The following is a 24,011-nucleotide window of genomic DNA, read 5'->3' as shown; positions in this document are numbered from 1 at the left end:
TCAAAGCACCGAATGACGGCCCTTCCGGGGCTACAGGCAAAAAATCGCCGCGCAGCCCCCCAAACGAGGTGTGCAACTTTGGAGCAACTGGTGACATTTGAAGCAGCGCGCCAAGACACAAGTGCTCAACGCCAAAAATCGGCGAAACGGCCGCCTTTCCCCAGCCAACGGACGATTCGGGCATATCCGCTCACTTGGCACAGGCTTTGCGGATACCCCTCCCGCCAGTGCGCCGATTCAGGGAAAGGAAGGCGGCACGCCGGCGGGACACTCCGACCATCCGGAAACGGCTGGCCGGAACCAATTGGATAACCAAGGAGACAATCCATGCACAGACATACCCCCTTCAAGCGGAGCGCCATCGCCCTGCTCGCCGCAGCGATGCTGGCCGGCGGTCAGGCATCCGCCGTCGTGACCGACGCGGACATCCTGAACGATGCGACGACCAAAGGCGACGTCGTCAGCTTCGGCCTCGGCACCCAGGGCCAGCGTTTCAGCCCGAGCAACCAGATCAACACCAAGACCGTCAAGAACCTGGTTCCCGCCTGGTCGATGTCCTTCGGCGGCGAGAAGCAGCGCGGCCAGGAATCCCAACCGGTCATCCACAACGGCAAGATGTTCGTCACCGCCTCCTACAGCCGCCTGTTCGCCATGGATGCCAAGACCGGCAAGAAGCTGTGGAAGTACGAGCACCGCCTGCCGGACGGCATCATGCCCTGCTGCGACGTGATCAACCGCGGCGCCGCGCTGTACGACAACCTGGTCATCTTCGCCACGCTGGATGCCCAGCTGGTCGCCCTGAACCAGGACACCGGCAAGGTCGTCTGGAAGGAAAAACTGGAAGACTACGCCGCCGGCTACTCCGCCACCGCAGCCCCGATCATCGCCAAGGGCAAGCTGATCACCGGCGTTTCCGGCGGTGAATTCGGCGTCGTCGGCCGCATCGATGCGCGCGACCCGAAGACCGGCAAGCTGATCTGGACCCGTCCGACCGTCGAAGGCCACATGGGCTACGCCTGGAAGGATGGCGAGAAGGTCGAGAACGGCATCTCCGGCACCACCAACGCCACCTGGACCGGCGACCTGTGGAAGACCGGCGGCGCGGCTACCTGGAACGGCGCCACCTACGACCCGGAAACCAACCTGATCTTCGCCGGCACCGGCAACCCGGCCCCGTGGAACAGCCACCTGCGCCCGGGCGACAACCTGTTCTCGTCCTCCACCGTCGCCATCGACGCCGACACCGGCAAGATCGCCTGGCACTACCAGAACACCCCGCACGACGGCTGGGACTTCGACGGCGTGAACGAATTCGTCTCCTTCGACTACAAGGACCCGAAGACCGGCAAGATCGTCAAGGCCGGCGGCAAGGCCGACCGCAACGGCTTCTTCTTCGTGAATGACCGCACCAACGGCAAATTGCTCAACGCCTTCCCCTTCGTCAAGAAGATCACCTGGGCCAGCGGCTTCGACATGAACACCGGCCGCCCGATCTACACGGCGGACGGCCGTCCGGGCAACCCGGCGGATGAAGCCGATGGCAAGAAGGGCAAGGTCGTCTTCTCGGCCCCGTCCTTCCTCGGCGGCAAGAACCAGCAACAGATGGCCTACAGCCCGCAGACCGGCCTGTTCTACGTGCCGGCCAACGAGTGGTCGATGGATATCTGGAACGAACCGGTCGCCTACAAGAAGGGCGCGGCCTACCTCGGCGCCGGCTTTACCATCAAGGCCATCCACGACGACCACATCGGCGTGTTGCGCGCGGTCGATCCGGCCACCGGCAAGATCGTCTGGGAAAACAAGAACTACGCCCCGCTCTGGGGTGGCGTGCTGACCACCGCCGGCGGCCTGATTTTCTATGGCACCCCGGAAGGTTTCCTGAAGGGCGTCGATGCCAAGACCGGCAAGGAACTGTGGTCCTTCCAGACCGGCACCGGCATCGTCGCACCGCCGGTCACCTGGGAACAGGACGGCGAGCAGATGATCGCCGTGACCACCGGCTGGGGCGGCGCCGTGCCGCTATGGGGCGGCGACGTCGCCAAGCGCGTGAACTACCTCGAACAGGGCGGTTCCGTCTGGGTCTTCAAGCTGCACAAGGGTTAAACCGGCTCTCCCTCGGGGCGCGCAAGCGCCTCACCCCCACGGCCCGTCTGCTCCGGCAGTCGGGCCGTTTTTTTAATTAGGCTGCCGGCCTCGGCTCGTCCTGGGGGGCGCCGATCGGCGCTTCGGGAGACGGTACCGATGCCAGGTGGGCATCGATCTCGTTGGCCATACGACCGACGGACAGCCATACCGTACTCTCCCGTTCGTAGGGCATAGGCGACGCGGCGGATACCTCCACCCGTTCGAGCTCGGACAGGATGCTCCTTCGCTCATCCTTGGGAAGGATCGCAACATGCTCGAACACGCGGGGAAACGACTTCGAAAACGCCAGGGTTTTGTCGTCACCCGTGATTTGGGCAGGCAATTCCGCCAACGAAGCGATTCGCCGAGCCATGACCGAAAAGACGGGATCGATGCTCTTTTCAAGCTCCATGAATCCCACCAGGACGAGAAGTGCGAAGCCTTGGCCGGGCAGCGCCAGCGAGAAGACCGAGCCGATGGGTTCAGTGGTACGGATCTTCCTGGGTTTCGGTTGCGAAACATTGACCGTCTTCGCGGCCGGCTGCGGAGTACCGAGACGTTTTTCCAGTTCCCTGAGGGTCCTGCGCCGCGCTGCGGCATCGCTGGGGGCATCGCGTTCCCAGACGACGATGTCGCCGCCTGACTTGAGCAGCGACAGCACCTTGTCCTTCACGGCCTCGTTGAGGCGGCCATATCGCCATGCCGTGTCAGCCAGCGCAAAGTAAACCAGGCAGGCGGTTTCGGTGTCCCGAAGGAGATCGCCATAGCGATCCAGGATTTCCTGGCATGAATCGTCGGAAGAGCGCCCGTCCTTCAAGTTCCGGACGTAGCGATCCCGGACATCGCACGTCGTGTCATCGGAATATAGACCCGTTCCCCAAGCGCCCATGGCAGCCCCCAATATTGTTTAATGCGATCCGGCAAATGAAAGGGATTTCCCCGTCCCGAGCTTGCTCAGCCAACGACGAACTCAAGCGCTGCCTTCGGGGGGCCGCCTGAACGACTTGTGTGAGGCGACAACACTGGCCAGGTAAGCCTTTTCAAAGCACTGGACCTGCGCCGTTTCAACGGCATGCGGAAGCTCGATGCGAAGGAAGGCACCGTTGCTGCGCAGTATCTTCAAACGTTGATTTTCCGGAATTCGGTCCATATCAAGCGCATTCGGCATGCGATGGTGGCTTTGAATGAGTGAAATGCCATGCCCCTCGAATTCGGATGAAAGCTCCAGAAAGCGTAGGGTTGGCAGCAAAAGATCATACGCAATCAGACGATACTCGGCCGGTATGGAAGGGCCACCTTGACGGATGGGCTGCGCGGTTTCCCATCACTCGAAGCGGGTGTTCGGCATGTGGCCCATGACCCAGACCCAGGGAACCTGCGGGTGCAGGAATCCGACGAGGTCGCCGACGGTTGCGCCGTGTACGTAGAGGGTCTCAACCCCGTCTGTTTCCAGAATTTCAGTCCCGCTCATGAGCACCTGGCATCGATCCATGAACTCCCCGTCTTGCCTGCGATTCTGACGATCAGCCGCAACGCCGCATGGTAACCCTTCTTGGCTGCCATGCCTTCGGTATCCGGCTACGCGTGGCTAGAGAGGGAGATGCTTCAGCCACCGGAAACCGATGTACCCAAGCATGGCCCCTACCAGCGCGAGCAGCACGTACAACGCGACCGAAGCACCTGCGATAGCCGCAACAGTGATGCCCGCCGCCGAGCCGACAAGGATTCGATGCCATGCGCCGACCAGGGGACGACGGTCGTCATCGACGAGGTGCAGATAAAACATGGTTGTGACAACGACGAAGATTCCGGCAAGAAGGCGAACGGGGGCCGGATCGCTCCAAGAGCCGGGCAAGAAATTGAAGGCAGTAAACAACGCCCCCAAAATTGCGGCAAGCCCCAGTTCAGCCCGGCGCATGCATTCCTCCGGGGGTCAAGCCGGGGACGCCCCGTTTACGGCATCTCGCTTTGAGCGTGCGATCAGCCGGTAGACAAGGGGTGACAACTACCATTTCGAAAGGGCTTTCTCGATACGCGAACAGAATGACTGAACTTGAGGTTGCGTCAGAGATTCCGCCTTGTAAAGCGATTGCATTTCAAGCCGGCAGTTCGGTGCGCAAGTTCCCAACAGCGCGGTCTTCAGGACACGTTTCACCGGCTGCCGCAGCACCAGGCGATCAACCCACCACGGCGAGCCGAGCGAAGTCAGCACCAAAGCCCTTTCGAGATTATCGAGCCTTGGCTTGATTGGGCCGAAATCGGTGGCGTGATCGTAGGCGATTCCGGGAGCCCATACACGGTCAAACCACCCTTTCAATATGGCAGGGAAGCCAAACCACCAGGTAGGAAAGACCAGCACCAACGCCTCGGCGGAGAGCAGGCGGTCGATTTGCTCTTGAACGGCAGCCGACGCAAACGATGGACGGTAGTAGCTTTGGCGCTCATCGAGCGTGAGGGCGGGAGAGAACCCGGAAAGATAGAGGTCCTCGATAATCACTTCGTGACCTTTTTCCCTCAGCGCCGAGATCGCGGACTCAGCCATTGCATGACACAGGCTGTCGGTATTCGGGTGCGCAATGACGACGAGGCATTTCATGATTCAGGCAAGCAATGGAGGCAGGCGGGGCAAGTGAGGGCAGCGAATCGAGCGGCTAACGGCGGGTAGCCGGGGCGAGCGGCCTCGATCACGATGTCAGGTCTCATACACTTCCGGTGGTGCAAGCTCTCGCTGCCACGGACTGTTTTCATCCTGGCGCCACGCCACCCAACCGGGAGGAAGATCGGCGAGATCGCGCATCGTCGGGTCGATGTCCAGAACATGGCTCAGGCAAACGATGCGTGCATCGTCCGCCTGTGCGTCGAGGGTGTCATGGAACTGCCAACCGTGGTCATCCTCGTCATGGGAAACAAACAGGATGGGGTTGTTGCTCTCTATCACCCCACGGGTGACGAAGGTTGCGCAATTGGGTGCCTGGTCAAAGGGCCATGTCATGATGGATCGGGTCTCACGGCTGGGAAGATGCCTTGAAGGCCAGAGTCAAATACTCGCGGACATGCTTTCCGGAAATATCCTGCCCGGATGACAGCTTGATATGACGGCGAAACTTGCCCTCGCCCTCAAGTACCTTGAATTGATCCGGGAGCGACGCGCCTTCGCCAAACTCCAGCGAAACGTGCTTTGCGTACGAAAAGACCCCGCAAAAAGGCTTCGTGGCGGCAAACAGGATACCGCCGTACTTCACCTCCTCCGAGATGGATGGGGACAGGTCAAGAATGATCTGCCTCAGGGCCTGCACAAGCTCGAAGCGTTCAGGATCGAGAAGGCGTATGTCTTCGAGCAGTTTTGAGATGCGGTCGGCAGGCATGGCCTCAGGACTTGTAGTGCGGCTTGAACTCGGGACTCGGTTCGCGCTCGGAGTAAATGTAGAGAACGATGCCGTTGGGGTCTTGGACGGCAAAACCACGATCTCCCCAGGGATGATCTTCAAGCGGCATGACGGCAATTAAACCAGAGGCGGTCAGGGCGTGAAACTCGGCATCGACATCGGAAACGCTGAAGTTATAGGTCAAGCCGGCAGGATTGCACACAGGCTGACCGGGCTGGGGCGCCATGAACTGAAGAGATGCGCCCTTTCCGAATTCGAGATTAACGTACCAGCCACAGTCGAAAGTGACTTTTGCGCCAAAGTGCGTCACGTAGAAATCCCGGGACTCCTCTACCTTGGCGGTGGTGATGCAGGGGGACAGCGAATTGGCAAGCATGGAGATTCCTTATTGTGAACGCCAAGGTTGAAAGTCACCGAACACGGACGACCACGGCTTGCTGGAAGTCCTGCAGATTGGCAGGCTGGAACGCATTGGGTGCCCCGGGAGGCGGTCGATTGCCATGTCAGTCATCACGCTCCCTTTTCATCTGCGCTGAACCCGTCACAGCGAAGAGCCGCTTGAAGTGATTGGTAGAGCGCATTCCGTCGCAGCCCCCGGATTGCGCGACTTTCTGCACACCTCCAATCGAAGGATGGGCTAGGTATTTGGTGGGCATGAGTATTCGCCAATTTCCCCAGGAAGCCACCAGTTCAGCTCCTTGATTCTCTTTCGCTCGGGAGAGGCGCGCAGATTCTCCGGAATTCCTTCAAGACCACCTTTGCTCTTTACATACGCCATCAGATACTGACTGGTATAGCAAAGCGATTCCTGACGCTCGGCAAGAGGCAGTTCAGAAATCTCCCGCCTCAAATTCCGGTTGGCCCGCATAACAGTCGCTTGGTTGCCCATGCCTGCCATATGGACCGTCAGGAATAGAAGGTGGGCAATTTTTCTGTTCTGCTGAACGCCGAGACTATCCCGGTACATCACTCCGATATTGTTCAGGGCATCGCCATTCTTGGGGAATGCTTTCAGATACCAGTCCATCGCCAAAGCATAATCCTGCGGGACTCCCTGCCCCAGATGGTGCATTAGCCCCACCTCGATGGCAGCCTTGTCGTTTCCTCCCTCTGCCAACTCTACCCAAAGAGGGTATGCGGCAGCAAAATCCCCGCGACTTTTGGCGGCGAGTGCCTCACTCAATGTGTCCGCATGTGCGATTTGTGCCCAGAAGGCAAGGAGTAACAAGCGTAGGAATAGGCGCATCATAAAAATCCACAACATGTTGGCTCAGGGGTGGCCGGAGCTTGAAGGGTTGAGAGCACGAAGGCAACCCACAAGAATGCCGAAGGCATGGCCCGCCGAGCATCCACGTTAAACGTACAATTGGGCTGGAGACAACAGATATTCAACTGGTGCGCTCCGCGTCAAAGTAGTTGTTTTCCCCCTTGTGGACGAACGTGCCGACGATACGCAAGCCCACGGCATTCAAGCAGGATTCATAGCGCGCCCGCCCGAGCGAATGGCAAACGACAGCCACCGCCTCATGGTAAGTCCGGTTGAAGAAGTTGCTGCCTTGTACCTTTTCGCATTGAACCGGGACTGAAGGAAAACGTCGATTGACCTCCGCCACAAGAGAGACGGAGCTGTCGATGGCCCATAGCTTCAGCCCAGCGGCATGAAGCGTTCGTGTGACGGGATACCCGGCGCCACAACCAAGTTCAATGACTTCCGCCCCCATTGGCAGCGTGCGTGCCCATTGCTCGACAACCGAAGAGCCAATCGTGGATGCATCACGAGCCCGCAAGAATTCTTGAGCGTACGCCTCGTATGCAATGGCCGGGTCTGTGAACATTTGGCGCCTTGTGTTTCGAAAGGCCTAACGACGAAAGTGACTATCAGGCAGCACCAGCGCCCTCTGCGAGAACCTTTAGCTTGCCTAGTGTGACCGGAAGGCCCGAATTCAGTTGCCTGGACAGCATGGGACCCAGAACAAAGGACAGGAGGCCGGAGAATGTAACCCTGTGGATGACCTCCGTTGCCCCTTCCTGAGAAACAAGCTCGTGCTCGAACAGCATGCGAAACAAGGGAATCTTCGACTCAACCGTGAAGCACTTGCCGGGCTCAACTTGAGTAAGAAGCATAGGCACCGTCATACCCTTGGGAGGCGTGATACGGCCGCGGCTACCGGCACGAAACGGACCATCAAGAAATGCCTGCTTCGTGTCCGGGTCCCACGTATGCCAGTTCTGAACATCTTCGTATATCCGGAAAATTACTTCGGGGGAGGCAGCGATTACGATTCGGTGTTCAACATGCATTTAGATCTCTTGGGAAAAGGGAAGAGGTGATGTGACCGACTAGCGTTGAAGTGAGCAGACTGCGCGGTTTTTCGCGCAGGTCTGCTCGACAGTAAGGTTGGGCAGGAGGCAAATCATTGGGAGGACTCGCGGGCGAGTGCTTTCACAATTGCGAAGCGCCGGTCATCGAAGCTGTCTGACAAGCAAAGCCTCTGCACCTCATCTCGTACAGCATTTACCATTTCACTTGCTTGTTCGATATGGGATGCAATCTCAGCTAGCAATTTTGATTGGTCAGGCACTCGGACTTGTTGGCGCAATGGGTCGAGACGATCCATGATTTGTGCTGCAAGATTCAAACTAGGGTTATGTTGGATCGCGTAGTCACCGGTTGCTGATTTGACTATTCTTTCAAGCGCAGCGTGAGTGTGGGTGTGAGGAAACTCCAATTCCGTTGATGGATGTCCCTCAATCTCTACGCCGAAATCGATGCTGAAGCTCCATGGTCTTTCTGGGTGGTTCCAAGGCGAACCTCTCAATCGCACACGCTCCGTATAGCCATCCATCAAGCGAGAGTAGGTAAATCTCTTTTTCGTATACCCCTGCTTCTTCAGATATTCCTTCTGAAGCGCAGACATGAAGGTAGAAATAATGTCGTTCATGCTGCCCAACGTTTGAATTCACCGGACTGCGCGGCTTTTCGCGCAGGTCCGGTGGAATGATGGGTTGGGGGGCGCTTAGTGTTCACGCCGATGCCTCAAGACAAGCACTGCAGTTACACCGATGATCCCGAACACGAAGCCGGCCAGCATCCAGACCTGTGCGATTGCAAGTGCGCCACAAATGTAGCCCACACTGAGGTAAAGAGTTGGTTCTCGCCGATGCTCTGCCCAGATAGCAGTAACCATTGCAATTAGCGCAAGCACAGCACTCAGAGCAACGAGAAACAAGATTGCATTTTCGTCGTTTATTGCGAAGTGACCGGCATCGGACATCTCCGGAACATCACTGATGCTTACGATTCGGTTGTGGGCAACACCGGGTATTCCGTGAGACGGAAGATCAATGACAATAATGGAAGGTGCTTCGGGAGGCGGCTGCTTAACGAAGCCAAGGCTGTCCAGCCAACCGAGAACTCTGGAACTACCAGGAACCCGAATTGACCGCAGATGAATGGCAAGAACAGCAAGCGGGACTGCCAGCACTCCGCTCAACAGGGATACCAAATCAACACGCTTTGGACGCCGCACCCTAAGCCCCCCAACGTAGAAGTGAGCGGACTGCGCTGCTTCTCGCGCAGGTCCGATGGAATGATGGGTTGGGCCTCTCACCAGAACTTCCACCACGGCGAGCGGGAACGTTTATAGCGAACTAGCGGAACTGACTCAGGTTCAAGCAGCGAGGCATCGATATAGCCCTCAAGCTGATAGCCGAACTGATCTTTCAAAGTTGCCTCCCCAAGATCTAGGGGGTGAAACGGGAATGGATAAGCATCCGCTTCTTCGTCATCATCAACAGCTGGATGCCCTCCTGACCAGAACGGTTCTTCAAAGGGCAGGCGCTGTCCGATGTCCTCCATGATGCCGCTATCCGGAGACAGACTCAGGGAGCGCACTAGCTTTCCGTTTGCCCATGTCGCATACGCAAACCAATCAACCACGCTATGCATCGCGTGAAGCGTGGCCATTCCGTTGCCACCTGCATCAATAAACCTCTGAGGTAACTTTGATGGGTAATCGATGCCAAATTCTTTGGCCGCGACGACTGATACCCCCGGAAAGCAGCCTATATGCACTTCATCATCCGGCGGACATGTATAGGACAGGTCACCATCGCCGATTTGTTCGAGTTTTTCGCCAGGAAATAGGGTATTGGCAAGTTTCTGAGTTGCCTCCCGATCCAAAGGAGGCTTGGCAGCGAGTGCCTCACGTGCATTGAAGTTTGCCAGTACGAGCATCCAAGTTTTCGCGCCCATCGATCAGCTCCTATAGGTTAAAGAGGCCCAACGTTGAAAATCACCGGACGGAGGCAAGCGCAGCTTGCCGGAGGTCCGGTGGATTGTGATGTTGGGCGTCATGGCTTCGATTCCTGCAGACGATTTTGGACAAAGATAAGCCAGCGATCTGTTGGCCCAGCGACTTCTTCAAACTGCTTGGTGTCAGGCTCTACGCCAAGAATGACCAAATAGTGGTGACCAAGCTGAAAAGACGGAGAAACAAGAGTGCAGTTGCCAGCTATGCCGAGACGACCACTACGCCGTTGCCAAAAAGCCGTATCTGAATGAGCCGAAAAATCGGTTAGCCAGTCACTACTAGAAGGCGTACGGCAATTAATCGGGAGAGTGGCAGGGGCGATGCCTTTCAACGCGCGGACTATATGAAGTTGGCACATTTTTGGATTGTTACCACTGGCCTTGGCCTCAGCCACAAAAATCATCTTCGCTTCATCGACCAATGCAGCATGGTCTCGGAATAGCTCTGGCGGTGGCACATAACAGGCTGTGGCTACTGAACTGAAGCCAAATAGAGCGATTACAGCGAGAGCCTTCATCATTATGACGCCCAACGTTGTAAATCATCGGACAGCAAAAGCGAAGCTTTTGACGGTCCGGTGGATTGAGATGTTATACGTAGCATGCTTATTTGACTTGAAGCGGCGTATCGGTTGGTGAAGCCCACTCAGCATCAAATAGCTCTTTAATTCGTTTCAATGCCGCTTCTTCAGAGAAGTCGCCGGTATTTCCGTAAGCTTTGGCAACGTGCCGAGCAATATCCACAAGCATTAAGCCCCATGCTCCGGGGTCGTCCCTGACTGTTTTCAATGAATACTGCTGGGGCAAGTTATCACCTCCCCACACTCGCAATATTTCAAATGCCCCAGCGTCACGTGACAAAGGCGGCTCCTCTAGCTCGATTCCTTTACGGCCGAACATACAGGGCTCCTGACGTATAACGTTCTAGCTCAGGGGCGCGAGCCGCTTTTCGGCGAAGCGTCCCTCTGGAGCGGAGGGTTAGGCAAATGGCCCATATGACGATCCCCGCGGGGAGAAAACTTAACACCCAAAAAACATTCTTCTGTCTTCACCTTTGTGTAAGTTGTGCTTAGCAATATGGTAGAGGGCGGGCTCGATGGTCTGTGACCATAACCGGAAAGGGAGCTCGTCAAAGCAAATCTCTGCCACTACAGAACAGAAATCTTTGTTGTAACAATTCTGAAGGATTTTTAAGTTTGTTGACGGAAAGCTGTCCTTGAACTCCTTGTTGAACTCTGGATAGAAGTACCTAATAAGAGCTGCTTCATAAAGCGAAACGCGCTCCTCTTCAGATGTATTGAATAGCTTTTCCAATCCAGACTGAATCCGAGCGCTTCCATCGGCATCGTTCTTGGCAAACGGATTCATCGTTGTTATCAACTGATTGTTTGGCTGAATTGCTAATAGCAGCAATGACAGCCTATAACCTTCGGGAACTCCCTTCAGAGCGATTTTCTGAAGGGTTTCATGTTTAAGCAGTCGATCTATCGCATTTCTCGAGCCATCTTGGCCATAGGCCTGCCCCACATACTTGACTTCAAAGTTGATTGCTTTTGATTCAGAGATAAGCCGTGCCGACATTTCCTGTTCGTTTGGCCAATATCTCTGACCATGTGCATCTTCCAAGTAATGCAGTTCGCCGTCCGCCTTCAGTGATAGTTCTGGTGGGAGTTCATACGAAACTACGTGCTCCCTCCCCAGTGCCGTAAATTTCAGTTCTAGCGTTCTACCCTTCTGTTGGGCGTCAATGAAATCGATCTTCGGCGTATAGCCGATAAGGTATATGTGACAAGTTTCAATGACGCTCATTAGCGGTGCAAGGGCTTGTTTGTCATAGATCCCCTCGGCAGGGATTGTGCAAAAACTAAAGGCATACATCCCTAACGCATGCTCAATATCGAACGCAGCTTTCCCAAAAATATCTTCCTTGCTCGACTGCGTTGGCTCCTTTTTCCGCTTGGACATCTTTGATCTTTCTCTTAAAGATTACGACTGTCGATTGCATGCCTAACGTGCTAAATCACCGGATGGCTGCGAGTGGCGCGAAGCGCCGCTTGCAGACAGTCCGGTGGATTGGAATGTTAGGACGCATTTGATGTGTGCCCCTTGGCTGAGAATGTAGTACGGCGACAACGCGACATGCCATAAGAATAGACGCCTCTTTGAACGTGTGCAACGAGGCTGAGACTGCCAATGGAGCTTTTGCAATGAAGCGAGCGGGAGCCGGGCGTGGAGCAGAAGCAGCCTGACCGCGCCCTCAGGCGCGGGCCGTATGACACTAACTTTTTATTGATGCTGTGAGCCGGTACCTTGGGCGGTGAGGCTGGATACAACCACGGAACGAGCGTGGCATGTGGAGAGGTTCAGGCGTGTGGGCCGCGAGAACATGATGCGTTCTAACTAGAAGTAGACAACACCTTCATATATCCATATCTGGCCATTTGTTGCCAAATATGGATATTTATTTCCAATAATGGACAGGTCGTGATTGCCATTGTTGGATATCTTTGATGACGCATTCCTAAACCTCGGCGATTAACCCAGCGATACCCGGCGCGCTTGCAATACGGGGCTGGTTTAGCCCCGGAGGGCAAATGCACCAATTGGCATGCGCATATGCCGTGATTGTAATGCTGCACCGCATGGCGCAGTCATAGATTGTTGACATTTTCCGGCGTTGGGCCGGTCGCCTAAAGGTCGTTTTGCGCTTGTTCGGTACGGTACGTCCGGAATCCGGCACTCTTCACCTCCCCGGCTGGCAGGGGCGAGATCTCGGGCTCCGTTCCCTCATTCGGGACGAAGCGGCCCTTTTTCCCGACATGTGCCGCGATGGCCCGGCGCAGGCAGGCCAGGGCTTCGCGGCTTTCGGGCAGGTAGGCGCCGTAGGCGTGGAACTCGTGATTCATTTGCGGCCAGACGTCGAGACGGATATTGCCGCCTTGGGCGATGACCATGCTCGCGAAATCGCGGATCATGTCGACCAGGATTTCCCGCCCCCCGGCCTGCAGGTAGATCGGCCCCAGGGATCGATAGTCCTGCCCGATCGGCGACAAGGCGGCGTCGCTCAGCGCCTGCCCGCCCTTGAGCCACTTTGCGAACTGCAGGGTCATGTAGCCCTGGACCAGATCGTACGGATCGTTGCCGAACTGGCTGGCACCGCGCCGCCCGATATCGGTCCACGGACTGATGCCCACGGTAAGCGCGGGTGTCGGCAGATTGGCGTCCCGCAGTCTCGCCAGCACCATCAGCGCCAGGTGACCGCCCGCCGAGTCGCCGCACAGCACCAGCTTTTCAGGGGGCGTGCCGTGCGCCAGCACATAGGCGTAGGCGGCCAGGCCGTCGTCGAGTTGTGCCGGATGCGGATGCTCGGGCGTCAAACGGTAATCCGGCGCAAAAACGGCAACCCCCAGCGTGTGGGCCAGGCAGGCGGCGAAATGGCGCGATACCCCGGCGTAGAAGGTGTAGCCGCCACCGTGAAAGTGCAGCAAGGTGGCGTCGCTGTGGCGCACCTGCGGCAGGAACCAGGTGCCGCGTGGCTCGCCGTCGCCGGTTTCGCGGACGTCAACGTCAGGATAGGTTTCGGTCATCCCGTAGACGCTGTCGAAGTAGGCCCGGCTTTCGGTGATGTCATGGCTGATACGAAAGGCATGGTTGAACTGGGCACGCGTGTAGCGGGTGCCGTATTCGAACAGAAACGGCCATCCCTTCACCAACGGTCTGCCCAATACCCGTCCCAGCGCCACGCGGCACAGGCAACCGGCCGACACCGCCATGCTGCGCAGCTTGTGCGACAGGCGTCCCTGAACTATCGTCTTCATGATCATGTACTCGCGGATTTCGATCTGCGCCATCCTGCCCGCCTCGCCGCTACCCTGCTAGAACGCAAACGACATCCGTGAAGACACCGCTCTCCCGCCTGCACGTTCCCTCCCCGACCCTCGGAGCTTGCCTGATGGCCGGCATCGAGCGCGATACGCGCGGCTGTTCGCTGGACGACCTGGAACGCCTCAATTACTACCCGGCAACGCCGATGGCGGTGATCTCGTGGGTTTTCGAAGGCACGCTGCACATGCTCGAAGGCGAGGCACAGGAAAACCGATTCGCGCTCGGCCCGGCCTTGCCCAGAATCACCCTGTCCGGCCCGCAGCGCGGCCCTGCGGCCAGTTGGTCCCCGGGGCCTGTACACGCCCTGTCCGTCGGCATGTATCCGGAAGCCGTCAAACGCCTCATCGGCCAACCCGTGGAAAACTTCCTGGACCGGCACCTGCCTCTGGAAGCGGTGGCACCGACTGCCCTGTTCCAGGCTTGCCAGGCCGTCCTTGCGGCCGGCGCCGCCGACGCATTTGCGCTTCTCGAAAAGGAAATTCAGCCCTTGTGGAAGGGGCCGCTCCGGCCCAGCCCGGTACCGTATATCGGCGACTGGGTACGCTCGGTGGCAACCCGGGCCACCCACTCCAGCGCTGGGCGCAGCCTGCGCCATTGGCAACGCCTTGTCCGCGACTGGACCGGCCAGAGCTATCGCGACCTGCAGTTGTTCACCCGCGTCGAAGAGGCGTTCATCCGGCGCATTGCCGGCGGCAACGGCAGCTCGCCAAACCTCGCGGACATAGCGGCCGACGCGGGCTTTGCCGACCAATCGCACATGGGACGCCAGATCCGCAAGGTTACCGGGATGTCGCCCGCCCGCTTCGGCGAACGCCTGGCCAGCGACGAATCCTTCTGGTACTACCGCCTGATCGCCGGGGAAATTCGGCAATACGGCTGAACCGGCGGCGCAACCGTCACGAACATGGCCGCCATGCCTGCCGGCCAGCGGGGCCAGCACACGAGGGATGCCGGGAACCTCGCTCCCGGAAAGAACCCTGTTTCACTCCCGGCCGGTTTTCCTCGACTCGATGAAGGTCTGGATGGCCCAGGCCAGTTCCTGCTTGAGCACGCCCTGCCAGGGCGGCATGTGGGTGACGCCGACGATGACCTTGCCGTTGCGGACCGTCTTGGCGAAGTAGGCATCGTTGTCGCGCATGCAGGCGGCGTTCAGTTCGGCATCGCTTATCCGTCGGCAGAAGCGGTTGAGGTTGCGCAAATCGGGCGCCGGGGCGGCGTTGGTGCTGGCGTCGGCGCCATGGCAGCGGGCGCAGGCCTGGCTGTAGGCTTTCTGGCCGATGGCAACGGCCTCGGGGTTGCCGCGATAAGGGTTTTCGCTGCGCCAGGTTTCGCCGAGCGGCGGCAGGCCGTCGGGCAACACGGTGGGAGCCACGGCAACTTCATCGGCCAAGGCCGAGGCCGCCAAAAGAACGGCCATTGCAGTAACGAGCAATTTTTTCATGGCGGTCACCAGTCGGTCGGGCAGCCGGTGCAACCCTCGAATTCGGCTTCGTGGAAAACGGCAAAGCGACGGAAGGTACCCGTCAGGTCGGCCTTGCGGAAATTTACGGTGAAGAACTTGGCTTCCTGCAGATTGGCATTGGTCAGCCGGGCGCCGATGAACCAGGCGAAATTGGCCTTGGCCGCCTCCAGATTGGCACCGGTCAGGTCGGCCTCGCTGAAATCGGCGCGGAACAGGCGGGCGAATTCGAGATCGGCGCCCACCAGGCGGGCACCACGGAAGGTGGCCGTCGGTGCGGCGGCCTTGACGAGCCTGGCGGCCGTCAAGTCGGCGCCATCGAAGTTTGCCCCGGCCAGATTGGCTCCGGTGAAGTTGGCACGTGCCAGGTTGGCGCCGGAAAAATCGGCTCCAGCGAGGTTTTTACCCGCCAGATTGGCGTGGCGGAGGTCGACGCCGCGACATTGGGTGTGCGGCCAAATACCGCAGCCGTTGATGACCGGCGGCCCGCCCTCCTGCGCGAGGGCCATGGGCAGTCGGAGCAACAGGGCAATGAAAAGCAGGCGGCGCATTGTGGGCGGTTTCCGATCGGTAAGTGATGCTTGAAGAAGAGGTGACAGGGCCGGTGTCCATGCAGCACCGGCCCCGCCGGTTGAACGCCGCGAGCGGGGAAAGGTCGCTCGCGGCGCGGGGGAGCGCTATTTCCTGGCCATCTTCGGCAGCTTGAACACCCACATCGAGCCGCCCTGCGTCACCTGCTTGGTCAGGTCGGCCATGTCGCCGCCCCACAGGGGCACGGCGCCGCCATAGCCGGACTGGATGCCGAGGTACTGCTCGCCGTCCATTTCCCAGGTGATGGGCACGGAGACCACGCCGGAGCCGGTCTGGAACTTCCACAGTTCCTTGCCGTTCTTCGCGTCGAAGGCCTTGACGTAGCCGTCGGAGGTGCCGGTGAATACCAGGCCGCCGGCGGTGGTCAGGGTACCGGCCCAGAGCGGGAACTTCTCCTTGTGCTCCCAGGCGATCCGGCCGGTCTTCGGGTCGATGGCGCGCAGCGTGCCGACGTGGTCGTCGAATAGCCGCTTGATGCGGAAGCCCTGGCCGAGGTAGGCGGAGCCGGCCTTGTAGGTCAGCTTTTCGGTCCAGTAGTCCATCGCCCAGTGGTTGGCCGGGATGTAGAACAACTCGGTCTGCGGGCTGTAGCTCATCGGCATCCAGTTGGTGCCGCCGAGGAAGGGTGGCGAGACGAAGATCGAATCGCCCTTGTCGGCCCCCTCCTTCGGCTTCGGCGGATGCTGGCCGTCGACGATCATCGGCTTGCCGGTCTTGAGGTCGAAGCCCTTGGCCCAGGTGATGCCCTCGACGAACGGCCAGGCACCGATCAGCGACGTCGGCTTGTTCGGGTAGCCCGAACCGTCCGAGAGCTTCTCGCGGTCGGTGACGAAGAAGAAGCCGTTGCGGTCGGCGTGGGCCGAGGCCTTGACCAGCTTGCCGCTCTTCGGGTCCTTGTACTCGAAGAGGACGACCGAGTTGTTGCCGGAGAAGTCCCAGGCGTCGTTCGGGGTGTGCTGGAAGAAGCCTTTCAGCTCGCCGGTGCTGGCATCGACATAGGCCTGACCGGAGGTGAACAGGCTGTCCCAGTTGCGCGGGTCGTCGCCTTCCTTGGTGCGGTGCCAGGTATTCCACGGCGCCGGGTTGCCGGAACCGATGACCACCATGTTCTTGTCCACATCGTAGCTGGCGGTCTGCCACGGCGCGCCGCCGCCGTGATGCCAGGCCTCGACCTTCTTGCCGTCCGGCCCATCCGGCCAGCTCGGCGCCTTGGGATCGCCGGTCGTCGTGCTGTCCTTGCCGTTCAGGCGGCCCATGTGGCCTTCGACCATCGGACGGGCCCAGACTTCGTCGCCGGTTTCCGGATCGCGGGCGAACAGCCAGCCGACGACGCCGAATTCGTCGCCCGACGAACCATGCACCACCAACACCTTGCCGCTCTTCTGGTCCTTCACGACGAAGGGGGCGCCGGTCATCGTGTAACCGACCTTGTGGTCGCCGAATTTCTTGCGCCAAACCACCTTGCCGGTGTCCTTGTTGAGGGCGATGACGGCCGCGTCCAGCGTGCCGAAGTAAATCTTGTCGCCATAGATGGCGGCCCCTCGATTGACCACGTCGCAGCATGGGCGAATGTCGTCCGGCAGGCGGGCCTCATATTCCCAGAGACGCTTCCCGGTCCGCGCATCGATCGCGAAGATGCGGGAGTAAGAGGCGGTGACGTAGATGACGCCGTCGTGCACCAGGGCCTGCGCCTCCTGCCCGCGCTGCTTTTCGCCGCCGAAGGAGAAGCTCCAGGCCGGCACCAGGCTGTCGACGTTCTTCGTGTTGACCTTGGCCAGGGTGCTGTGGCGCTGCGCCTTCAGGCCCAGGCCATAGGAGAGGACATCCTGCGTACTCTTGTCGTCATTGAGGATGTCTTCCCAGCTCACCGTTTTGCCGGCCAACGCGGAGGTGCAGACCGTGGCCGTGACCAGGGCAGCAAGCAGCGTCCGGCGGGAAGGGCAGTGCGTGTTCATCATGTTTTTCCTTGTCTCCAGGTAGGTGTTCGTATCGTCCCCGTGGGGGCTGCCAGCGTTTGCCGACAGGCGAGGCCAGTCTAGGAGTCCTTTCGCTGCGCCGTCCCGGGAGACCCTCCCCCGTCGATCGGGAAAAATTCCCGGGCTTCTGGCCGCCCGCGTCGGACGCGGGTACGGAACCTGCAATGGATTGCCAAAACAATCGACGAGGAGAGTCCATGGATCTGCGACGCCGCCTGCTTGGCTGGCTAGGCCTGTTGCTCGGCGGCCTGCTGGCGATGGCACTGATCGTCCAGCTGTACTCCCTGCGCGCCGATATCGGGGCTGAGGTCGAGGCCTCGTCGCGCCTGGTCGACGTGCTGCTCGCCGCCGACGGCGCCGCCCCCGACCTGCCGCAGCGGCTGCTCGACGCCGACCTGCGGCACCTGAGCATCCGCAGTGCCGGAGCGCCCGCAGCGCAGGAAGCCTCGCCGCTGCTGGTAAGGCTCGGCCTGGTGCCGGAAGCCGGACCGGGGCACGAGATACGCGTCGGCGAACATCGCCTGATCATCGCCCCCAACCCGGCGTCGGAAATCGAGGAGCGGCTGGGGGACACTGTTCGTTTATTGATCACCCTGTTGCTCTATTCTGGAGCAACCCTGCTCGCCGTCTGGTGGGCGGCCGACCGTGCCCTGCGTCCGGTACGCGAACTGGAAAGCGGGCTGCACCGCCTGGCCAGCGGCGAATTCGACCCCGCGCTGCCCTCTTTCGCCCTGCGTGAATTCCGCCAGGTGGCCGGCGCCATCGAACGGTTGGCCGAGGCGCTACGCACAGCGCACGCGGCCCGGCGCGCCCTCGCCCGCCAGCTGATCGCGGTGCAGGAGGAGGAACGCCGTACGCTGGCCCGCGACCTGCACGACGAGATGGGGCAGACGCTGACCGCCATCAACGCCACCGCGGCCCATCTCGAACGCCATGCCGCCCGCCTCGACGCCGCGGCCGTTGCCGAATGCGCGGCCGACCTGCGGCGCGACATCCGCCACTCGGGAAGCCAGCTGCGGGCCATGCTCAAGACCCTGCGCCCGCACGGCCTTGATGCTTCGGGGCTGGCCGCCATGCTGCGCGAACTGCTCGACGGCTGGCGGAATCGCGAAACCGGCATCGAATTTGCAATGGAACTACCGGAACGCTGGCCGGAAGTCGATGAAACGGCAGCCCTGACGCTTTACCGGATATTGCAGGAGGCCCTGACCAACGTCGTCCGCCATAGCGGCGCCCGGCATTGCACGGTCCTTGTCGCCGCCGATGCGGAGCGCTTGCGGATGAGCATCGAGGACGACGGCGATGGCTTGCCGCAGGCGGGTCCGGCTCGGCGCGGCGGCTTGCTCGGCATGACCGAGAGGCTGGAGATGGCCGGTGGGCACTTGCAGCTGGACAGCCTGCCGGGCCGCGGTCTCCGGTTGTCGGCCGAATTGCCGGCGCTGGCCGGGACGGCGAACGGAAGGAAAGGAGAGAAGGAATGATGCGCATCGTATTGATTGACGACCACGCCGTGGTCCGCACCGGCTACCGCCGCTTGCTGTCGGCGGAACCCGGTTTCGAGGTGGTGGGCGAAGCATCCAGCGCCGACGAAGCCAACGCGCTGGTCATCCGCACCCTGCCGGATGTCGCGCTGGTTGACCTCAGCCTCAAGGGCAGCAGCGGCATCGAGGCGATTCGCGGCATGCTCGCCCGCCTCCCGACTTTGCGCATCCTGGTGCTGTCGATGCACGACAGCGCCGGCCACGTCACGCAGGCGCTGAAAAGCGGCGCCCACGGCTACCTGACCAAGTATTGCGAGCCGGACGAGGTCATCGACGCCATCCGCCGCGTGGCGGCAGGCCGCCGCGCCTTTTCGGCCGATATCGCCGACATCCTGGCCGGCGAGGCGATCGATGGCGAGACTCCGCTGCACCAGCTGACTCCGCGCGAGTTCGAGGTGCTGCGCCTGCTCGCCCACGGCGAGACAGCCAGCGACATTGCCGACGCCATGCACCTGAGTCCGAAAACCATCTTCAACTACCTGTCGCTGATCCGCCAGAAGCTGGATGCCGACAGCGATTTCAAGCTGCTCCATTTTGCCGCCCGCCACGGCCTGGTGGATATGCACCGCCCCGGCATCGCCTGAACACCGAACAAACCAACCCAATCCAGAACCGGAGACCTGCCCATGCAATACCGCATTCACCGCACCCTTGCCGCGCTCAGCCTGGCCGCCGCCAGCGCCGTCGCCTTCGCCGCCGACCACGCCACCCCGCGCGAGGCCCGCGCCCTCTTCGACCAGGCCGTCAAATACCTGCAGGCCAACGGACCGGAAAAATCCTGGAAGGCTTTCAACAACCGCAGCGGCCCGTTCGTCAGGAAAGACCTGTACGTTTACGTGATCGATACCAAGGGAACCTACGTCGCCAGCGGCGCCGCGCCGGTCGAACTGGTCGGCCTGAACGTGCTGGATACGGTCGATGCCGCCGGCCTGCCGCTCTTCCGCGAGATGATCGCGGTCACCGAAAAACAGGCCGAGGCACGCATCCGCTACGTCTGGCTCAATCGCAAGAGCAACCATGTCGAACCGAAACATGCCTGGCTGCATCGTGAAGGCAACTACATCATCGGGGTCGGCTATTACGCGCCGCGCTCCAGTGCCGACGATGCGCGCAAGCTGCTCGACGCCGCCAGCGACCAGATTCGCCGCCAGGGAATGACCAAGGCACTGGCCAGTTTCAACGACCGGAACGGCCCCTTCGTGCGCGACGACCTGTATGTCTTCGCCGTCAATCTGGCGAGCGGCAAGTTCGAGGCCCACGGCATGAACCCGAAATGGACTGGAACCGATGCCGGCGACCTGCACGACGTGGAAGGCAAGCCGCTGGTCAGGGAGATGCTCGAACTCGCCCGCGACAAGGGAGAAGGCAGCGTCGATTACGTCTGGCGCAACCCGGTCACCAACGCCGTGGAGAACAAGCGTACCTTCATCCGCCGCGAAAACGGCAGCCTGATCGGCGTCGGCTTCTACCGCGAGTAGGCTCTTGACCGGCCGATCCCGCACGGGGGTCGGCCGGCCCGCCGAATCGCACGATCGGTGCTACGCCCGGCAAAGGGGCGTCAGCACGACCCGGTCACAGCTTGTATCGCCCGAGCGTTGCAAGAACGACCTCCGCGAGTTGATCGACGCGCTTCGCACCTTCGGCCGTGCGCTCGCTCGCGGCATGATTTTCCTCGGTCATTTGGGCAACGGACTCGACGTGCGAGGCAATCTCGTTGCTGGCCGTGCTTTGTTCGCGCAGCGCTTCGTTGATTTCGGAAATAGCCCCTGCCGCACGCTGGGTTTCCCCGCCGATGGCGGCAATTTCCGTCCCCGCGGAACGGGTCAGCTCCTGTTCTTGCGCAACCTGGTCGACAACCAGCTGCATGCCGGAAACGGCTGCCTGACTGCTCCGTTGTACGGCCGATATCATCCCGGCAATCTCGCCGGTGGATTGCGTGGTGCGTTCGGCCAGTTTGCGCACTTCATCCGCCACCACGGCAAAACCGCGCCCTTGCTCGCCGGCCCGGGCAGCTTCGATGGCCGCATTCAGCGCCAGCAGGTTGGTCTGGTCCGCAACATCCTTGATGACCTGAACCACGGCCGAAATCTCGTCGGACTGCTTCCCCAGCGCGGCAATGGCACTGGAGGCCCCGGCCACCGCATCGGAGATTTCCCCCATGCCGGCCACCGAGCGCTCGATATTCGCGATGCCATCGCTGGAGCGCTTCTCGGCTTCCTGCGATAGCGCCAGCGCATCGGCAGCGCTTGCGGAGACATGATTGATGCTGACCGTCACTTCCTCTACCGCAGCAGCCATGGAAGCGGCCGCCGAAGCCTGGTGTGCGGTGGCCAATGACATCTCCTGCGCGGCGGTAGCGAGGTGGGAAACCTCCCGCCTTACCTCTCCCATTCGTTCGAATATCTCCCCGAACGAATGTTGCAGCTGCCCGATCAGCACATTGAAGGCTTCAGCCGTCCGGCCGATCTCATCGCGACTCCCGGCGTCAACGCGTTCGCGCAGATTCAGTTCGCTGCCGACCCTGCTCATGGTCTCTTGCATTGCGTTCAGGGGACGCATGATGCTCCGGTAAATCCATACCCCCAGCCCGACGGTCAGGGCGACACAGAGTGCCAATACCCAAGTGATCGCCCAACCTGCCTGCCCTTCCGTTTTGGCGGCTTCTTCGGCCGCCTGGCGGGCAATGTGTTCGTTGATCTCAATCACCCTGTTCAATTTTTCCTCGGCGATGTAGTACGACTTTTCCTGGGCATGGAAGGCTGCATAAAAACGCTTGAAAGCCTCCTTTTGCGCCAACTCCCCCTGGATGTCGGCAAGCGCCTGCATTTCCGCCGTTACCTTGGCATCGGCGGCCTTCCATGTCGCCCAGGCCGCCACGAAACTCTCCCACAGCACTCTCTCTTCCGCCGTTTGATGGGTGCTCTCATACAGCCGCCAGCCCTTGTCCGCACGTTCCCAGGCAGAGCCCTTGGCCCCCAGCGCCTCCCGGAAATGCTGCCTGGCCTGCGGGGCATAATCGTTTTCCCAAATCGCGACTTGCAGCGAACGGCGGACCAGGTCGGTCTGCGCCTCGTTGAGCATCTCCAGTCCGACGATGGAAGGCAGACGAACCTTGACCGCTTCCTCCAATGCACCCGACAGCATCCGCTTGACGGCAAAACCGACGCCGCCCAGCGAACCGAGTCCCAACAAGGCCACTACGATCAGCAACAACAAACGCGACTTGATAGACATAGCTTTCTCCCTGAGTGTGCATTTTTCATTTGATTCTAGCCGTCTCCCCATAATCAATAATTACGAATAGTTACAAACCAACACAATCAGTTACAGATATTCTCAGTTATGTAACATTGCAAATTTCCAACCCCCGTCGAACCGGCCAATGGAGCAGCGCATGCCGGCGGCTCGGGGCGGCGGTTTTCTTCCGTGACGCTTCCAGTACAATTCCTCTCGCCACCTCACCACACGCAGGCCCTGTACCGGTGCACCACGCATGCGCCGCGACGGTATCGGACAACACACCAAGGACAAGACATGAAAAAAATCACTCTCGCCATCGCCGCTATCGGCGCCCTGGCCGCTCCGGCCGCCGTCTATGCCCAGACGGTTGCCAAGATCGCCTTCGCCGGCCCGCTGACCGGCCCCATTGCCCACGTCGGCAAGGACGAGGAATACGGCACCCGCCTGGCGCTGGACGATGCCAACGCCAAGGGCGTGACCATCGGCGGCCAGAAGGTGCGTTTCGAGCTGATGTCGGAAGACGACCAGGGCGACCCGCGTCAGGCCACCATCGTTGCCCAGCGCGTCGTCGACGCCGGCGCCAAGGGCGTCGTCGGCCACGTCACCTCGGGAACCTCCATTCCCGCGGCAGCCGTCTATGAGCAGGGCGGCATCCCGGCGATCACGCCGTCCGCCACCAGCCCGAAACTCACCCAACAAGGCCTGAAGATCGCCTATCGCGTCATCGCCAACGATTTCCAGCAGGGCGAAGTGATGGCCAAGTACGCCGCCACCGTGCTCAACGCCAAGAAGATCGCCATCATCGACGACCGCACCGCCTACGGTCAGGGCCTCGGTGACGCGCTGGCCGAAAACCTCAAGAAACAAGGCGTGCAGGTCATCGCCCGCGAATACACCAACGACAAGGCCGTCGACTTCACCGCCCTGCTCACCCGTATCAAGAGCAAACAGCCCGACGCCATCTTCTACGGCGGCATGGATGCTCAGGGCGCGCCGATGCTCAAGCAGATCAAGCAACTCGGCATCAATGCCCGCTTCCTTGCCGGCGACGGCGTGTGCACCAGCGAAATGCTCAAGCTCGCCGCCCAGGCCATGTCGGGCGATGTCTATTGCACCCAGGCCGGCCTGCCGGTCGACAAGATGCCGGGCGGCGCCGAGTTCAAGAGTCGCTTCAAGCAGCGCTTCAACACCGACATCCAGCTCTATGCCCCGTACGCCTACGACGCTGCCAATGCGCTGATCGAAGCCATGAAGCTTGCCAACTCCATCGAACCGGCCAAGTACCTGCCGATGCTGCAGAAGGTGAATTTCAAGGGCGTCACCGGCACCATCGCTTTCGACGCCAAGGGCGACAACCGCTTTGGCGGCATTTCCCTCTACCAGTTCAAGGATGGCAAGTGGGCCGCCATCAACTGATTGCGCCGACCTGACCAGCAGAGCCCTCCCGCGAAAGCCGGAGGGCTTTTTAACGGGCTCTCGCCGCCTCGACTACGCCCG

At 60.3% G+C, this 24,011-nt stretch carries 28 protein-coding genes; 6 read left to right on the top strand and 22 right to left on the bottom strand.

What is annotated here, in order from left to right:
- Positions 1 to 327 precede the first annotated feature (327 nt).
- Complete coding sequence (locus tag F1002_RS03340) at positions 328 to 2,103, top strand: PQQ-dependent methanol/ethanol family dehydrogenase (RefSeq protein ID WP_150427599.1); 1,776 nt, start codon at positions 328 to 330, stop codon at positions 2,101 to 2,103.
- A 76-nt stretch (positions 2,104 to 2,179) separates the two neighbouring features.
- On the opposite strand, the gene F1002_RS03335 is transcribed toward F1002_RS03340, so the two are convergent.
- The 18 genes from F1002_RS03335 to F1002_RS03255 all read right to left on the bottom strand — a co-directional run bounded on the left by F1002_RS03335 (position 2,180) and on the right by F1002_RS03255 (position 13,673).
- Positions 2,180 to 3,013, bottom strand: a complete 834-nt coding sequence (locus F1002_RS03335) for a hypothetical protein (protein ID WP_150427598.1) — start codon at positions 3,011 to 3,013, stop codon at positions 2,180 to 2,182.
- An 81-nt stretch (positions 3,014 to 3,094) separates the two neighbouring features.
- A complete protein-coding gene (locus F1002_RS03330; protein WP_150427597.1) occupies positions 3,095 to 3,373 on the bottom strand; it encodes a hypothetical protein in 279 nt (92 codons plus the stop codon).
- A 75-nt stretch (positions 3,374 to 3,448) separates the two neighbouring features.
- On the bottom strand, positions 3,449 to 3,595 hold the full coding sequence (locus F1002_RS20915; protein ID WP_191090289.1) for a hypothetical protein: 147 nt from the start codon (positions 3,593 to 3,595) through the stop codon (positions 3,449 to 3,451).
- Between the two features lie 117 nt (positions 3,596 to 3,712).
- Positions 3,713 to 4,042, bottom strand: a complete 330-nt coding sequence (locus F1002_RS03325; RefSeq protein ID WP_150427596.1) for a hypothetical protein — start codon at positions 4,040 to 4,042, stop codon at positions 3,713 to 3,715.
- An 87-nt stretch (positions 4,043 to 4,129) separates the two neighbouring features.
- Positions 4,130 to 4,720: an NAD(P)H-dependent oxidoreductase gene (locus F1002_RS03320; protein WP_150427595.1), complete on the bottom strand. Its 591-nt coding sequence runs from the start codon at positions 4,718 to 4,720 to the stop codon at positions 4,130 to 4,132.
- A 96-nt stretch (positions 4,721 to 4,816) separates the two neighbouring features.
- A complete protein-coding gene (locus tag F1002_RS03315; protein ID WP_150427594.1) occupies positions 4,817 to 5,116 on the bottom strand; it encodes a hypothetical protein in 300 nt (99 codons plus the stop codon).
- Between the two features lie 13 nt (positions 5,117 to 5,129).
- Positions 5,130 to 5,489 carry a DUF1801 domain-containing protein gene (locus F1002_RS03310; protein WP_150427593.1) on the bottom strand — a complete coding sequence of 120 codons (360 nt, stop codon included), beginning with the start codon at positions 5,487 to 5,489 and terminating at the stop codon, positions 5,130 to 5,132.
- A 4-nt stretch (positions 5,490 to 5,493) separates the two neighbouring features.
- Positions 5,494 to 5,886, bottom strand: coding sequence for a VOC family protein (locus F1002_RS03305; protein ID WP_150427592.1), 393 nt, complete (start codon positions 5,884 to 5,886; stop codon positions 5,494 to 5,496).
- Positions 5,887 to 6,147: 261 nt separating this feature from the next.
- A complete protein-coding gene (locus F1002_RS03300; RefSeq protein WP_150427591.1) occupies positions 6,148 to 6,774 on the bottom strand; it encodes a tetratricopeptide repeat protein in 627 nt (208 codons plus the stop codon).
- A 124-nt stretch (positions 6,775 to 6,898) separates the two neighbouring features.
- Positions 6,899 to 7,345 (bottom strand): class I SAM-dependent methyltransferase, encoded by a 447-nt coding sequence (locus F1002_RS03295; protein ID WP_150427590.1) that lies wholly within the window; start codon positions 7,343 to 7,345, stop codon positions 6,899 to 6,901.
- A gap of 43 nt (positions 7,346 to 7,388) precedes the next feature.
- Positions 7,389 to 7,811 carry an SRPBCC family protein gene (locus F1002_RS03290; RefSeq protein WP_150427589.1) on the bottom strand — a complete coding sequence of 141 codons (423 nt, stop codon included), beginning with the start codon at positions 7,809 to 7,811 and terminating at the stop codon, positions 7,389 to 7,391.
- Between the two features lie 113 nt (positions 7,812 to 7,924).
- Positions 7,925 to 8,452 (bottom strand): hypothetical protein, encoded by a 528-nt coding sequence (locus F1002_RS03285; RefSeq protein WP_150427588.1) that lies wholly within the window; start codon positions 8,450 to 8,452, stop codon positions 7,925 to 7,927.
- Positions 8,453 to 8,527: 75 nt separating this feature from the next.
- A complete protein-coding gene (locus tag F1002_RS03280) occupies positions 8,528 to 9,004 on the bottom strand; it encodes a hypothetical protein (RefSeq protein ID WP_150427587.1) in 477 nt (158 codons plus the stop codon).
- A 113-nt stretch (positions 9,005 to 9,117) separates the two neighbouring features.
- Entirely contained in the window at positions 9,118 to 9,765 is a 648-nt protein-coding gene (locus tag F1002_RS03275) for a hypothetical protein (protein WP_150427586.1), read from the bottom strand.
- A 98-nt stretch (positions 9,766 to 9,863) separates the two neighbouring features.
- Positions 9,864 to 10,343, bottom strand: a complete 480-nt coding sequence (locus F1002_RS03270) for a hypothetical protein (protein WP_150427585.1) — start codon at positions 10,341 to 10,343, stop codon at positions 9,864 to 9,866.
- An 85-nt stretch (positions 10,344 to 10,428) separates the two neighbouring features.
- Positions 10,429 to 10,722 carry a DUF5076 domain-containing protein gene (locus tag F1002_RS03265; RefSeq protein WP_150427584.1) on the bottom strand — a complete coding sequence of 98 codons (294 nt, stop codon included), beginning with the start codon at positions 10,720 to 10,722 and terminating at the stop codon, positions 10,429 to 10,431.
- Positions 10,723 to 10,842: 120 nt separating this feature from the next.
- Complete coding sequence (locus F1002_RS03260) at positions 10,843 to 11,787, bottom strand: hypothetical protein (protein ID WP_150427583.1); 945 nt, start codon at positions 11,785 to 11,787, stop codon at positions 10,843 to 10,845.
- A 725-nt stretch (positions 11,788 to 12,512) separates the two neighbouring features.
- Positions 12,513 to 13,673 (bottom strand): alpha/beta hydrolase, encoded by a 1,161-nt coding sequence (locus F1002_RS03255; protein WP_223879434.1) that lies wholly within the window; start codon positions 13,671 to 13,673, stop codon positions 12,513 to 12,515.
- A 44-nt stretch (positions 13,674 to 13,717) separates the two neighbouring features.
- On the opposite strand from F1002_RS03255, the gene F1002_RS03250 reads away from it, so the two are divergent.
- Positions 13,718 to 14,587, top strand: a complete 870-nt coding sequence (locus F1002_RS03250) for a helix-turn-helix domain-containing protein (RefSeq protein ID WP_223879433.1) — start codon at positions 13,718 to 13,720, stop codon at positions 14,585 to 14,587.
- Positions 14,588 to 14,689: 102 nt separating this feature from the next.
- On the opposite strand, the gene F1002_RS03245 is transcribed toward F1002_RS03250, so the two are convergent.
- The 3 genes from F1002_RS03245 to F1002_RS03235 form a co-directional block, all read right to left on the bottom strand.
- Positions 14,690 to 15,148 carry a c-type cytochrome gene (locus tag F1002_RS03245; protein ID WP_150427582.1) on the bottom strand — a complete coding sequence of 153 codons (459 nt, stop codon included), beginning with the start codon at positions 15,146 to 15,148 and terminating at the stop codon, positions 14,690 to 14,692.
- Between the two features lie 5 nt (positions 15,149 to 15,153).
- The gene (locus tag F1002_RS03240; RefSeq protein ID WP_150427581.1) at positions 15,154 to 15,717 is read right to left on the bottom strand and encodes a pentapeptide repeat-containing protein; all 564 of its coding nucleotides are present in this window, start codon (positions 15,715 to 15,717) and stop codon (positions 15,154 to 15,156) included.
- 126 nt (positions 15,718 to 15,843) lie between these two features.
- Positions 15,844 to 17,715: a methanol/ethanol family PQQ-dependent dehydrogenase gene (locus F1002_RS03235; RefSeq protein ID WP_150427580.1), complete on the bottom strand. Its 1,872-nt coding sequence runs from the start codon at positions 17,713 to 17,715 to the stop codon at positions 15,844 to 15,846.
- 215 nt (positions 17,716 to 17,930) lie between these two features.
- Here F1002_RS03235 and F1002_RS03230 point away from each other — a divergent pair, with 215 nt between their 5' ends.
- Genes F1002_RS03230 through F1002_RS03220 form a run of 3 tightly spaced genes read left to right on the top strand, consistent with a single transcriptional unit; the run spans position 17,931 to position 20,752 of the window.
- A complete protein-coding gene (locus tag F1002_RS03230) occupies positions 17,931 to 19,214 on the top strand; it encodes a sensor histidine kinase (RefSeq protein WP_150427579.1) in 1,284 nt (427 codons plus the stop codon).
- Complete coding sequence (locus F1002_RS03225; RefSeq protein WP_150427578.1) at positions 19,211 to 19,858, top strand: response regulator transcription factor; 648 nt, start codon at positions 19,211 to 19,213, stop codon at positions 19,856 to 19,858. Before F1002_RS03230 ends, F1002_RS03225 begins: the two co-directional genes overlap by 4 nt.
- 42 nt (positions 19,859 to 19,900) lie before the next feature.
- The gene (locus F1002_RS03220; protein WP_150427577.1) at positions 19,901 to 20,752 is read left to right on the top strand and encodes a cache domain-containing protein; all 852 of its coding nucleotides are present in this window, start codon (positions 19,901 to 19,903) and stop codon (positions 20,750 to 20,752) included.
- Between the two features lie 94 nt (positions 20,753 to 20,846).
- Here F1002_RS03220 and F1002_RS03215 read toward each other — a convergent pair whose 3' ends face one another.
- Positions 20,847 to 22,508, bottom strand: coding sequence for a methyl-accepting chemotaxis protein (locus F1002_RS03215; RefSeq protein ID WP_191090288.1), 1,662 nt, complete (start codon positions 22,506 to 22,508; stop codon positions 20,847 to 20,849).
- A gap of 300 nt (positions 22,509 to 22,808) precedes the next feature.
- On the opposite strand from F1002_RS03215, the gene F1002_RS03210 reads away from it, so the two are divergent.
- Positions 22,809 to 23,930, top strand: a complete 1,122-nt coding sequence (locus F1002_RS03210; protein WP_150427575.1) for a branched-chain amino acid ABC transporter substrate-binding protein — start codon at positions 22,809 to 22,811, stop codon at positions 23,928 to 23,930.
- Positions 23,931 to 24,011 lie beyond the last annotated feature (81 nt).

The sequence above is a fragment of the Dechloromonas sp. CZR5 genome (assembly GCF_008711155.1).
Classification (GTDB): Bacteria; Pseudomonadota; Gammaproteobacteria; order Burkholderiales; family Rhodocyclaceae; genus Azonexus.
Note: the sequence above shows the minus strand (reverse complement) of the source record. Positions and strands in the feature narration are given on the sequence as shown.